Here is a 12910-nt window from a genome sequence, read left to right on the forward strand (position 1 = left end):
TGGGCAAGCGCGACTATCTCGGCGTCGTTCGCGGATCCGACAACTATTGCGCCTTCAACAATGCCTGCCGGCAGCGCTCTGCCACAGGATCCGCACCAATCGCTCAATGCCCATTTGCGCTGCCACTTGCTGGTCGACGGCTATCGGTGCATCCTTGTGAATAGTGGCCGTGAAGTGCGGGCGAGATCACGCCGTCACGGCCACTAGTGAGGTCTTGTTCGATGGACTGCTCGGGCTGCGGTTTCGAGATTGAGGGCGGCTACGCTTTCTGTCCGAGGTGTGGCAGGCGCCAGCCCGTGCCATGCGCCAGTTGCGGCTACCTCTGCGCACCTGATTTCGAGTTCTGTCCGAAATGTGGGGCAAGCGTCGGTGCGCCCGCAAAAGCCATCGAACGGCCAGCTCCGACACCAAACCGGACCATTGTGCCGCCTTCTCGAACTCCGTCGCTGCTTCCGAACATCGAAAGCGAAGAAGGGCTGCATCCCGTCTCTGACGCCGATCGCCGGACGGTAACGGTGCTGTTCGCCGACCTTTGCGGCTTCACGACACTCAGCGAGCAGCTCGACCCCGAGGTCATGCAAGCGCTGCAGAACAAACTGTTCAAGGAATTGACGTCGGCCGTGCGAAACTTTGGTGGTTTCGTCGACAAATTCATCGGCGATGCACTGCTGGCTTTGTTCGGTGCGCCGGTCGCGCATGAGGACGATCCGGAACGTGCGCTTCGCGCCGCTCTCGACATGATCGCCCGGACGGCGCGGCTCGGCGAAAGCACTCCCCACTCCGGCTCGCCTCTGTTACTCCACATCGGCATAAACACCGGTCCGGTCGTTACTGGCGGATTGGGCATCGGCACCGCCAGATCCTATTCGGTGACCGGCGACACAGTGAATACGGCGCAACGCCTGCAATCGCTGGCCGCACCGGGTGAGGTGCTGGTAGGCGAGCTCACTCACAAGCTGACCCGGCATGCCTTCTCTTACGAGTCGCTGGGCGATGTCGTGTTTCGCGGCAAGGCTGGCAGCGTGCTCGTCCATCGACTGGACGCACCGCTTGCGACGCCGCGTGCAGCGCGCGGGCTCGAGGCGCTCGGCCTCAGTGCGCCGCTGATAGGTCGTGGTGCGGAGCTCAATAGAATGCTGGCGAGCCTTGACCAGGCGTGCAGCGGCTCGGCCCAACTTGTCCGCCTGGTCGGAGAAGCCGGTATCGGGAAATCGCGGCTGGTGAAGGAGTTCGTCGCCCGCGTCGGCGACGAGGAGCGTTTTCGCAACGTCGCCGTGCGACAGGCCACGTGCTCACCGCTGGGCGAACAATCATTTGGCGCCTTGGGCGCAGTGGTGCGCAGCGCTGCCGGGATGATTCAAAACGACAATGGGGACGAGATGCGGGGGAAGCTCGCAGGCTTGCTTGCCGATCTCGGCCTGCAGGGCGAGGAGGCGAAGCGGCTGATGCCTTTGCTCTACCATGTGCTGGGCCTCGGCGACCCCGATGCCACCTTGCAGCATGTCGAGCCTGAGCAACTACGGCGGCAAATTCTCTACGCAGTCCGCACAATCATCGAACGGCGGCTTACGTTGTCGCCGCTGTTGATTGTCGTCGAAGACCTGCACTGGGCCGACGCCGTGTCGCTCGAGGCACTGCGTTTCGTGATGGACAGGTTGGAACGCACGCGGTTGATGTTGCTGGTCACGCATCGTCCGGCGCCGGACAACGACCAGCTCGACTCAAGTCGGGTCAGTCACACAGCGCTCAGGCTTCCGCCGCTCAACAATGATGACGGACGCAGCCTGCTGGCGGCGCTTTTCGGCGAGAGCTGGGTAAACTCCGCAGGAGGGCTTCTCGACCAGATCCTCGAGCGCGCGGGCGGCAACCCCCTTTTTGTAGAGGAGATCGTTCGCGGCCTTATCGATCGCGGTGTACTGATGCGCGATGGCCAGCGATGGCGGACTGTGGCAGGCGAAGTCGCAACCGGCATCCCCGCCACTATCCAGGCAATGTTGCTTGCCCGCGTCGACCGGCTGCCCCAAGAGGTGCGCCGGTTGGCCCAGGAGGCCGCGGTAATCGGCCCGCGCTTCGATGCCACACTTCTGAAAACCGTGACAGCCGACCCCGACCGGCTTGAAGCCGGCTGCGAGCTGCTTTGCGATGCGGAAATCATCGAGGAAGTTGCCGGATCAGGCTCGGTCTCATCGCAAAGCTACCGCTTTACGCAAACATTGCTGCAGGACGTGATCTACCAGAACCTGCTCCTGCAACGCCGGACCGAAATCCATGGACGGATCGGTGCTGCCTTGGAGCAACTGTGCGGCGACAAGCCGGAACGGCTCGAGGATTTGACCGTGCTCGGTCATCATTTCGCACAGAGCGCCGAGCGGGAGAAGGGCGCGCATTACCTGCAGGCGGCAGGCGATCGCGCTCGTATGATATACGCCAACGACGACGCCCTTCGTTTCTACGAGCGAGCACTGACTGCATTGGACGCGATCGGGCAAACACCGCTCAAACTGGCAATTGCGGAGCGCATTGCCGATTTGAGCGGCCCGGCAGGCCGCCGCGAGATCGCGCACCACCACTACGAGACTGTGTTGCAGGCATACCGCGAGTCGGCCAATCACGTCGCCTCGGCGCGAGTTTTGCGCAAGATCGGTCGGCTGCTCTGGGACGTCGGCAAGCGGGACAAGGCAGAAGCCCGCTATGCTGAGGCGGCAGCGCTCCTCGATGGAGCGGATGCTCCGATCGAGCAGGCGCATCTGTGGCAAGAACGTGGCCGGCAGGCGTTCCGCAGCGGAGATCACGCTCTCGCGGCAAAATGGGCAGACGCGGCGCTGGATTGCGTACGCACTCTGACAACGGAGCATGTCTCCGAGATAGGGCGTGATGCCACTCTTGTGACCGCCGAGGCACTCAATACCAAGGCTGTCGCGCTGGCTCGCCTTGGGCGAAACCGTGAGGCCGTGCGTCAGGTTGAGCGCAGCATTGAATTGGCTGAAGCCGCCGGTCTGCTGGGCGCGGCCTGCCGCGGCTACACCAATCTCGGCGTGCTTTACACGACCATCGATCCGGCACAGGCGATGGAGGTCTGTCGGCGCGGTCTTGAAGTGGCGCGCCGTATTGGTGATTTGGGGTTCCAGGCGCGCCTTCTCGCCAATCTGGCTGTCGCTTGTTGTACTTTCACGGATCGCTGTCCAACGGAGGGCGTGCCTGCTGCCGAGAAGGCCATCGAGATCGACCGGGCGCTCGACCAGCGCGAGCACCTGCCGGTGCCGTTGATCGTGCTTGGACAGATCCACCAGTGCAACGGCCGTCCGGACCTGGCGGTTGGGTTGTTTCACGAAGCACTGGACGTTGCCCGCGAAACGGGCGAACCCCAACTGCTGTTTCCGTGTTATGATGGCCTCGCAACGCTTAATCTCGACCTCGACAATCTGGCCGAGGCCGAACGCTACTTTTCCCTGGCGCAGGGTATATGCGCCCAGCACGGGCTCGACCCGGAAGCGCTTGTGGTGCTGCCTTTTCTCGACTAGCCGGGGTTGGAGGTTGGAAATGTCCGCGCGTAGTGACTTGCTGCCGCTTCAACCGGGCGACCGTGCGCCAAACGTGGTACTCGACGCCATTACTCAGGAAGGCAAGATCGCGCTTGACGACTTTCGCGGCCAAAAACCGGTGCTGGTCGGCCTGTTTCGAGGTCTGCATTGTGCGTTTTGCCGGCGCCATATCGCCGCCCAGGCGCGGCTTGATCCGCAGCTGCGCGAAAAGGGCGTGGAGAGCCTGACGGTGGTCAACACGCCGATCGACCGGGCGCGTCTCTATTTCCGCTACCACCCCATGCCGAATCTGCTTGCGGCCTCCGACCCTGAACGCGCTTCACATCGTGCCTTTGGACTGCCCAACCTCGAATTCACCCAAAACGAGACGAACTGGCCGTACAAGGTCTCGATGGCAGCGGCAAAGGATATGCGGGTCGACATACCCGGCGAGTTACCCGGTCCTATGGATCCTATTGCGGCCAGCGAAATCCTCAACAAGATGGACCAGTACGAACTGACCGAAGCCGACGAGCAGATGCTAGCAACGGGACACGGACAATTGGTCGGTCAGTTCCTGCTGGACCGGCAGGGGATCGTTCGCTGGAGCTTCACGGAGGTTCCAGAGGGCGGGCGATACATGTTTGGGGCGCCAAACCCGCAGGAGCTGATGTCAGCCGTATCCCAAGTCGCCCGATAGACTTGCGAACCAGGTAAGCGGGCGGGACGCTGAACAAAAAGCGGAACCAATTTGTTACAAATCGAGACACTGACAAGTTCACCGTTCATGCGAGCACGGCCTCGACTTTGCCAACAAAGTCATCGAGCGAGCGATCCCCGCGAATCTCGATGCGCGGAAGGTCGATGGGATCGCAATCGAGGTCCGCCGGCCCGTGTCTGCCGCCGAAGCCGATTCGATAGCCGCACTCCCTGGCCAGCCTGCCAAGCCGTCGGTCGGTGACAGAGAAGGGCGCCGCGAACGCCGTGGTTGGCCGACCGGTCCACCGTTCGATGAACATACGAGAGCGCAGGAGCTCGGCGGCCAAGTCAGAGCTCGACAGACCATCGATCGCGCGATGCGTCGCCAGATGGCTTCCGAAGAACGCACCTTCGCCGGCGAGGCGTCGCACCGTCCCGGCGTCCATAAGCTGCGTCGGCGGGCCGCTGTAGGCGTCCCACAGTGCACTTTCACCCACCAAGTCCGTCACCAGGAATACTTCCGCGGTCAGGTCGTTCGCGCGCAAGATCGGCCAGGCATGGTCGGCAAAGTTCTGGAAGCCGTCATCGAACGTGATGAGCGCTGGGCGGCCAACGAAAGGCTGACGGTTGGCGATGAACCATTCCAGCTGCTCGGACCTAATCGCGTGAAAGCCATTGGCGCGCAGCCATGCCATTTGGCTGGCGAATAAGGCGGGCGTGAGCCGAAAACGGGCGAGCGCGGCCGGACCTTCATCGGAGACGCTGTGATACATGAGGACAGGGATACGCTGTCGCCGCTCGCTACGCGCGACGTCGCGGCGCAAGGCCCGCGCCCCGCCCCAGACGATATTTCGCGCGACCCCGATTTCGACGGGTGCGCGGATTGGCACATGATCTATCATCGGTTCCGTCGCCACGTCGCCTGGTGACAGGCGGCGGAAGCGGTCTATGCGGTAGAGCTCGGTCTGGATCGATTGCTCGAGGACGAGGCCGTCGGTCGCTGCCAGCATCTCTGAGATTGCTTGTGCACCGAATGTGTTCCAGTCGAAGCCCGTCCTTTCAACATTGTCTCGCAGCACGAATGCGTGTGCGCTGATGAAACTGCCGCCAAGCGCCAACGCCCCAGCGAGTTTTTTGGCGATGCGCCGCAACTCGGTGAGATCATCCAGGTAGTAGAGCGCTTCCGAACAGACGATCAGATCCATTTCGCCCGGCAGCGTGTCCGCAGAGAAATCCAGTACGCCGAACTCAACATTCGGCTGATCGTTGCATCGCGCGCGCGCCCGCCCGATGGCTACGGCGGAGATGTCAGTTGCGGTCAAATGGCCCACGCGCGGCGCCAGCTGCCGCGTGAAGTGGCCCTCCGCGCAGGCCAGCTCAAGCGCCCGTCCGATGGGACCGGCAGGCAGAATTTCGAGCTGCCGCTCATATTTTTCCTGCTCATAGGGCGAACCGTAGTTCCAGGGATCCTCGGTCGCGAAATGGCGATTCCAGAAAGACGTGCGATCATTGTCGCGCCCATCCGTGGCCCGTGCACGGCGCGGCGCTGCAAGAGGCTCTTTAGTTTCGGCGCTCGACCGAACCAGCGCCTGCGCTTCCGCGGCCAATCCCGCGAGTTTGCCGAAATGGCTGTCCCGATCGGACCGGCGTCCCGCCATGGACAACAATGCCTCGGCTGCAAACTTGTTTGACTTGTCGGCACCGGCGCCCTTTTGCGGTTCATGTACAGGCGATCGCCTCGCAAGCCGCGCGGCACTGTGCATAAGCCGCTCAGGGGGCACGGAATTCAGGATCAATTCAACCCAATGACGCCTTGTCACTTTCCCGAGTACGCCGAACTGCACGAGAGCCTCGATCCGGCCATCCAGCATCAGATAGGCATAGATTTGATCTATTCCTTCCGGCACTTCGATCGAGGCCGGATTTCGCGCCTCGACACGAATTCCAAGTGTCCGCGCCAGCCTGCGCGGCGCGGCAAGATCGTCGACATCGAGCAGCATTTGCTCAACGTGATACTGGACGCGGCGAGCCGCCTCGGGATTGTTCCAGACCTTGCCGAGTTCGATGATCAGCTCGGTGAGGGAGCCGCCGAACCTGTCCCACCTGGCAGCCAATTGCGCTGGCACCGACAGGCTTCCTGCCATAAGGCCATCGACGGCCACCTTGGCGATCTCACGCGCCCACTTACGTCCTGCCGGGAGCGCGCGCAGGGATTGCGGGTTGATCGAGCGCGAGCCGCAGCCGCAATCTGACGCGGCGTTCCACAATGCGAACCACGCGAGCGCTTCGGAAGCGGTGCCACCGTTCGCCTCGATCGCTCCATTGGCGTGAGCCGATGCCGGGTGTTTGACCCTGGGATCGGCGGAAAAGCCGCGAGCGATCACGATTTCGGCATCTGCCAGCATCTGCGCCGAATTGCGGCTGAGCGCGTTGGGGCTGGCCCGATAGAAAGCGAGCGGCTCGTCGACCATCACCCAATTTTTGCCCAGACGTGCGAGGCGCTGCCACAGGTCCCAGTCCTCGCAGGTGCGCAGCGACACATCGAAACCGCCCAACTCGACAATGATCTCCCGGTCGACCAGCAGCGCGTGAATGGCGATGGCACACCGGCGGGCGAATGTTTCGAAGGGCTGGATCGCGACTTCCGTTGGGATGCTCGCCGGGGTGAGTCCGCCGTCGGGCATCACGCGCCGGGAACCGCAATAGGCGGCCACTGCATCGGGAGCAGATTTCAGTGCGGCCAGCATCTTCGCAAGGAAGCTGGCATCCACCCAATCGTCCGCATCCAGAAACATGAGCCAGCGGCCGCGCGCTGTCGAAATCCCGCTATTGCGCGCGCCGGCGGGGCTATACGCACAAGACCTCAACGTCCGAAATCGGGCATCGTGCTCTACATAACCGGCGATGATCGCGGGGGTGCGGTCCGTGGAGGCGTCGTCGACGATGATCGCCTCCCAATCCACTATTTCCTGATCGAGAAGGCAATCGAGAGCGCGCGCCAGCGTTACCTCCGCGTTGTGCGCAGGAACCACGATTGAAACCAAGGGATCATGCGCCACGCCGTCTTACCCGCGCCAGGTACGAGGTAGAACAAGATGCGTTGATGTTTCTCGGCGAAGGCCGTCACAATCGACGCCGATCAGTCCGTCGACCCATCGTCCATCACCACTATATCCAGTATCTGGCAGGTCTGCCGGCGGATGCCGGCAAGCGTTGCGCCGACGGTTTGCTCGGCATTGAACATCGGTACCACACCGCCTTGCGGTAGCATTGTCCTGGATCATCGAGCTTTCGTCTTCTTCGGCAAGAGTCGGCAAATGTCAAAACCGGATGACGGCATCGGCTGGCAGCACTGCCCTGTCAAGATAAGGGCGAATTAGAGGTGGGCAAAAAAGACTTGAAGACAGGCCGAATGGCAAGCGCGCGTGCCCGACGGCTTAGAGCTGAGGCCGATGCGCATGTCGAATCTACCCGAATGGGGACGTACGAACCGACTTAAGCCGAGAAGATTCCGGCTTGCGGGTCGGCAATTTTGCTGGCAAGTTTATCAGTTGCTAAATTAGCGCTGGGACAATGTTCAAAGGAGGGGCATGGGATGGCCAAGGAATCTTCGAGTACCGCTTCTTCGGCAAATAAAGCGGACGCAAATCTGATAAGTAATGCAGAAGGAAGCGGGCTGACCTTCATGGCGGGCCAGGCTCGCGAGAGCGGGGCCCCCGGCGACGCCGTCGGTGTCGACAAGATACGTGATCTGCTGTTCGGCAACCAGATGCAGGACTATGACCGCCGCTTTTCCAAGCTTGAAGAACGGGTCTTGCAGCGCTTCAAGGATGTCGAATCCGAGGCCAAGCGCAATCTTGAAATGTACGAGTCAAATGCAAAGAAGCAGGTCGACTCGCTTGCGGCGCAATTGCGGAACGAAAAAGACGCGCGAGCCGATGCCGACAAGGAGATTGATCGGAATCTTCGCGAGCAAAATCAGGCGCTCGAAAAGCAAGTGCGCGCGTTGTCGGATCAGTTGAGCGAGCTTGAGCGGGAAGTTGCGGACCGGATAAATCGAAACGATCATTTGCTGCGTGAGGAAATCAAGCAAAAGAATGAAAGCATTCAGATGCTGATGGAGAAAATGTTTTCTGATCTCGGCAACGTCAAGACCGACCGAAATCTTTTGGCTGGCCTGTTTGTTGAGGTTGCAAAATGTCTAAATCAGGATCCCGTCGGCAGCAAGAACAACTCGGAGCGTACGTGGAAAGTGAGTTGATCGGAACTTGACGTCGACCGTCGACCCAATCAGCCTTCCTCAAAGAGGAGCTTCGAACGATACAGAGATTGATCGCGAGGCTCTGGCTCGCCTTTTGATCGAAATTGCCCGGAACGTTGATCCGGACTATCGTGCGCGTCTCGACGGAATCCCAACCGCCGACCCTCGCATGGAAACGCTGCGCCAGTTGCTGGTCGGCCGCGAAATTTCGGAGCTTTCACGAGTTACGCACCTGCTCGACGAACCTGAGCAGCTTGCGGCCGCAGTGGGGGGCGTCCTCCCCAGTGCAGCCGCACGTGCGCTTCATGCGCAACTCGGAGAGGCGCTTGCGCCAGCTGTCGAGAGGGCCGTGCAACGGTCTATCCAGAAGAGCCCGCGTACGCTTACGGATATATTGTACCCGGTGTTTCTGCCGGCTATTCGCAAGTCGATCGGCGAAAAGATCGACCAAACCTTTCAATCGCTGAATGAAACTTTAAGACATATATTTACCTGGCATGGGCTCAAGTGGAGACTTGAAGCTTGGAGAACAGGAGCGAGCTTCTCAGAAGTTGTTCTTAAGCATTCTCTTGTCTATCGTGTAGAACATGTTTTTCTCATCAATCGCAATTCCGGGCTTTTGATAGCGCATGTAACTGCTGATAATGCAACCAGCGAAGATCCCCAACTCATTTCTTCTATGCTTAGTGCAATTCAAGATTTTGTAAGGGACTCATTTAACGAGAAAGAACAGAGCGGCCTGGACACGATCCGTTTCGGGGAGCTTCGTCTCTGGTCGGAAGTTGGACCGTTTGCGACCTTGGTTGCGGTGATCCGGGGAAATCCGCCGGAGGAATTACATGAAATAATTCGCGATGTATTGCTTCGCATCCATGATGAATACTCACAGGCTCTAGAGCAGTTTGACGGCGATAGTTCGCAGCTGGTCGGCGTAGAGACGCAGTTGCAGACCTGCGTTGAACTGAAGCAGGAGGAATCAAACCAGGGATTTCCGTGGCTGGTCTTGGCTGCAGTCCTGCTGGTTTTGATTCCCGCAGGCGGTTGGTTCTTTCTTTCCTGGCAATCCGGGCAGCGCTGGCAGGCCTATGTGTCGCGACTGGGGACCCAGCCGGGCATCATCGTTGCCGAACAAAAGGTGCACAATGGCCAATTCTATGTTGCCGGCCTGAGAGACCCGCTTGCCGCCGACCCGGAGTCGCTGTTGGCCGGAACGGAGGTCGATCCCGCCCGCGTTCATTCGCAGTGGCAATTCTATCAGAGCCTCGAGCCGGAGTTCGTGTTGAAGCGGCTAACGGCGTCGCTGGTTCCGCCGGATTCAGTACGACTTTCGATCGTCAATGATCGCATCGTTGCCCAGGGTGAGGCTCCCGACACCTGGATAGTTCGGGCGCGCGCAGCGGCCCAACAACTTTCGGCAGGCGGACCGGAATTCGATATCTCCAGGGTTCGTGATGTGAGCCCCGAAACACGTGCGGTGGAGCACTGGCGGGCCTATGTGTCGCGACTGGAGGCCCAACCGGGAATCATCGTCGCCCAACAAGCGGCGAGGGGCGGACATTTCTATATTTCCGGCCTGAGAGACCCGCTTGCCGCCGACCCGCAGGGTCTGCTGTCCGGAACGGAGGTAGATCCTGCCCGCGTTCATTCGCAGTGGCAATTCTATCAGAGCCTTGATCCGAAGTTCGTCCTGAAGCGGCTGATAGTGTCGCTGACCCCGCCGAAATCGGTTCGGCTTTCGATCGTCGAGGATCGCATCGTTGCCGAGGGTGAGGCTCCCGATACCTGGATAGATCGGGCGCGCGCAGCGGCCCGACAGCTTTCGGCAGGCGGACCGGAATTCGACATCTCCAAGGTTCGTGATGTGAGCCCCGAAGCACGCGCGGCGGAGCACTGGCAGACTTATGTGTCGCGACTGGAGGCCCAAGCCGGAATCATTGTCGCCCAACAAACGGCGCGGGGCGGACATTTCTTTATTTCCGGCCTGAGAGACCCCCAGGCCGCCGACCCGAAGGCTCTTCTGTCCGGAACAGGGGTCGATCCTGCTCGCGTTCATTCGCAGTGGCAATTCTATCAAAGCCTCGATCCGAAGTTCGTGGTGAAGCGGCTGATGGCGTCGCTGACTCCGCCTGATTCAGTACGGCTTTCGATCATCAAGGATCGCATCGTTGCCCAGGGTGAGGCTCCTGCCGCCTGGATAGATCGGGCGCGGGTCGCCGCCCAAGAGCTGTCCGCGGACGGACTCTCTCTAGAACTCTCCGAGCTGCGTGAGTTGACCCCTCCGCAACTCACTCATTTGAGGGAGGCTATTCAAGCGGTCAACATTTTCTTCGATTCTGGCAAGGCTGTACCGGGACCGGAGCAACTGCCGGTTCTCGACAATTTGGCGAACCAGTTGAAGCAATTGGCCAAGGACGCCCGCAACGCAGGCGTAACAGCACAGTTCATGTTGACCGGCCATTCGGACGAGACGGGCCGTGAAACGGCCAAATTGTCGATCAGCGCCGCGCGCGCGGAAACAGTTCGTGCGCTTCTCAAGAAGCGCGGCGTCGATCCGGAGTTGCTCTTGGTTCGCGGCGCGGGCACCTTTGAGCCAGCGGAGATTGAAAATAGCCGAACGGGGAACTCCGCCAACCGCAGAGTTTCGGTTACGGTAAACTTCCACTAGGGCGGAGCCCAGGAAATTGCAAAAGAAGATCTGCATGTTGGGCGGGTTCGCTGTCGGAAAGACGAGTCTCGTTCGCAGGTTTGTGCAAAGCATCTTTTCAGAAACCTACTTGACCACGGTGGGAGTGAAAATCGACAAGAAGAGTGTCGCATTCCCGGACAAAACCGTGGATCTGATTTTGTGGGATTTGGCCGGCGAAGACGATATCGGCTCATTCCGCGTCAGCTATGTGCGAGGTGCGAGCGGGCTCGTGCTTGTCGTCGATGGAACCCGCGCCGCTACTCTTGAAGTGGCGCTCACGTTGCGCGAGCGGGCCGAGGCTGAATTCGGCGCTATGCCGTTTGTATTGCTGTTCAACAAATCCGATCTGGCCGACCGGTGGGCAATATCGGATACTGAAATTGACGAACTGAGGCAACTTGGATGGCAAATCTATCTAACAAGTGCGCTTTCGGGTGAACATGTTGATGGTGCGTTTCGTCAGCTTGCTTCGATGGTTAGCAAATAGACCATGCACGAATTGCCACGAGAAGTCAGAAGCTGGATTTACGATTTCTTCTACAACGAGCACTCCGTCGCATATCTGAAAATCGACGCCCAGCTTTGCATAGCTGAGAAGGGCGGTAACGTTAAACATTACGGACTCTCATCAGTTCGCATAGGTAAGCCTGTTGCCGAGCAGCTTGAATTCATGGAAGGTTTGCTGCCCTGCCCGGAGCTTCCATATCATATGGCCATGGTCGAACTGCCCAGCGGGCGTGTCGCGGACCTCCATCTTTTTGCTGACAATGCCTGCGTGTGGCTGCTCTTTCTTGACGCCACTGCCGAACGCGACAATAGGCAGCGACTTCAACAGAAGGCTTATGAAATGACGCTCCTGCAAGAGAGGGAGCGTCAACTCAACGAGAAATTACAATCGATGAACGAGGCGTTGAGGGCGAGCCAAGAGGGATTGTCACGTGAATACCAGCGCGCCGAAGCCCTGCTCCTCAACATTCTTCCGGCGTCTATCGCGGAGCGGCTAAAAGCGCACGAAGAAATTGCAGACAACTACGCAGAGGTGAGTGTGCTTTTTGCCGACATCGTTGGTTTTACGGAAAGAGCGCGGAACGTCGGAGCGGTGACGACGCTCGCTATTTTAAATTACTTCTTCAAGGCGGCGGATCTGCTCTCGGAGCGATACGGCTGCGAAAAGATCAAGACAATCGGCGATTGTGTGATGGTAGTCGCTGGCCTGCCCGCCGCGCGGTCCGATCATGCGGAAGCCCTTGCGCACTATGCACTTGAACTGCGGAAGGCGGTTAAGCTCGAACACTTCGCAGGAGAACCGATAAGACTCAGAATTGGAATTCACTCAGGACCAATCGTGGCGGGCGTTATAGGCAAAAGGCGGTTTGCCTATGATCTATGGGGCGACACCGTTAATCTCGCCGCACGTATCCAAACGTCCGCGGAGCCCGATGAAATCCGTATTTCGGATGCAACTCATCAACTGCTTGGACCAAATTTCGCTTGCGACCCACTCGCGGAAACGGAATTGCGTGGTGCAGGTCGTGTGCGAATGTGGCGGCTCCCGGCCTGATTTGCCGCACGGCAGTGCCGACCCCGGAGCGCATTGCATCTCAAGCAACATCGTGGTTTCGAATGTCCGCATCGGTGGCGCCGGCCGGGGCGGCCCGCGCGCCCCAGCCCCGGGGGAATAAAAGGAGGGGGGAGGGGCTAGGGCGGCATGACCGCCCCCGGGGGCGTAGTAGACCACGCGGA

General features: G+C 59.8%; 8 protein-coding genes. 6 read left to right on the forward strand and 2 right to left on the reverse strand.

Features of this window, described 5'->3' with window-relative positions:
- Positions 1-221: 221 nt before the first annotated feature.
- Positions 222-3521 carry an ATP-binding protein gene (locus NKG60_RS18915; RefSeq protein ID WP_352975334.1) on the forward strand — a complete coding sequence of 1100 codons (3300 nt, stop codon included), beginning with the start codon at positions 222-224 and terminating at the stop codon, positions 3519-3521.
- A 19-nt stretch (positions 3522-3540) separates the two neighbouring features.
- Positions 3541-4221, forward strand: a complete 681-nt coding sequence (locus NKG60_RS18920; RefSeq protein WP_352975340.1) for a redoxin domain-containing protein — start codon at positions 3541-3543, stop codon at positions 4219-4221.
- A gap of 85 nt (positions 4222-4306) precedes the next feature.
- Here NKG60_RS18920 and NKG60_RS18925 read toward each other — a convergent pair whose 3' ends face one another.
- Positions 4307-7279, reverse strand: a complete 2973-nt coding sequence (locus NKG60_RS18925) for a trifunctional glycosyltransferase/class I SAM-dependent methyltransferase/polysaccharide deacetylase (protein ID WP_352975335.1) — start codon at positions 7277-7279, stop codon at positions 4307-4309.
- Between the two features lie 80 nt (positions 7280-7359).
- Positions 7360-7491, reverse strand: coding sequence for a glycosyltransferase (locus NKG60_RS18930; RefSeq protein WP_292654299.1), 132 nt, complete (start codon positions 7489-7491; stop codon positions 7360-7362).
- 324 nt (positions 7492-7815) lie between these two features.
- Between NKG60_RS18930 and NKG60_RS18935 the strand changes: the two genes are divergently transcribed.
- The 4 genes from NKG60_RS18935 to NKG60_RS18950 are packed head-to-tail and all read left to right on the forward strand — an operon-like array spanning position 7816 to position 12728.
- Positions 7816-8481, forward strand: a complete 666-nt coding sequence (locus NKG60_RS18935) for a DUF3450 domain-containing protein (RefSeq protein ID WP_352665310.1) — start codon at positions 7816-7818, stop codon at positions 8479-8481.
- A gap of 7 nt (positions 8482-8488) precedes the next feature.
- A complete protein-coding gene (locus NKG60_RS18940) occupies positions 8489-11146 on the forward strand; it encodes an OmpA family protein (RefSeq protein WP_352975337.1) in 2658 nt (885 codons plus the stop codon).
- Between the two features lie 16 nt (positions 11147-11162).
- Positions 11163-11654 carry a Rab family GTPase gene (locus NKG60_RS18945; protein ID WP_352665312.1) on the forward strand — a complete coding sequence of 164 codons (492 nt, stop codon included), beginning with the start codon at positions 11163-11165 and terminating at the stop codon, positions 11652-11654.
- A 3-nt stretch (positions 11655-11657) separates the two neighbouring features.
- On the forward strand, positions 11658-12728 hold the full coding sequence (locus tag NKG60_RS18950; protein WP_352665313.1) for an adenylate/guanylate cyclase domain-containing protein: 1071 nt from the start codon (positions 11658-11660) through the stop codon (positions 12726-12728).
- The last annotated feature ends 182 nt before the right edge of the window (positions 12729-12910 follow it).

Origin of the sequence: Mesorhizobium sp. M1428 (assembly GCF_040317515.1) — a bacterium.
Classification (GTDB): domain Bacteria; phylum Pseudomonadota; class Alphaproteobacteria; order Rhizobiales; family Rhizobiaceae; genus Mesorhizobium.

What these genes read in the sequence shown, in the direction of transcription:
- NKG60_RS18915 (WP_352975334.1), top strand. Translation starts at nt 222, where the DNA reads ATGGACTGCTCGGGCTGCGGTTTCGAGATTGAGGGCGGCTACGCTTTC.
- NKG60_RS18920 (WP_352975340.1), top strand. Translation starts at nt 3,541, where the DNA reads ATGTCCGCGCGTAGTGACTTGCTGCCGCTTCAACCGGGCGACCGTGCG.
- NKG60_RS18930 (WP_292654299.1), bottom strand. Translation starts at nt 7,491, where the DNA reads ATGCTACCGCAAGGCGGTGTGGTACCGATGTTCAATGCCGAGCAAACC.
- NKG60_RS18935 (WP_352665310.1), top strand. Translation starts at nt 7,816, where the DNA reads ATGGCCAAGGAATCTTCGAGTACCGCTTCTTCGGCAAATAAAGCGGAC.
- NKG60_RS18950 (WP_352665313.1), top strand. Translation starts at nt 11,658, where the DNA reads ATGCACGAATTGCCACGAGAAGTCAGAAGCTGGATTTACGATTTCTTC.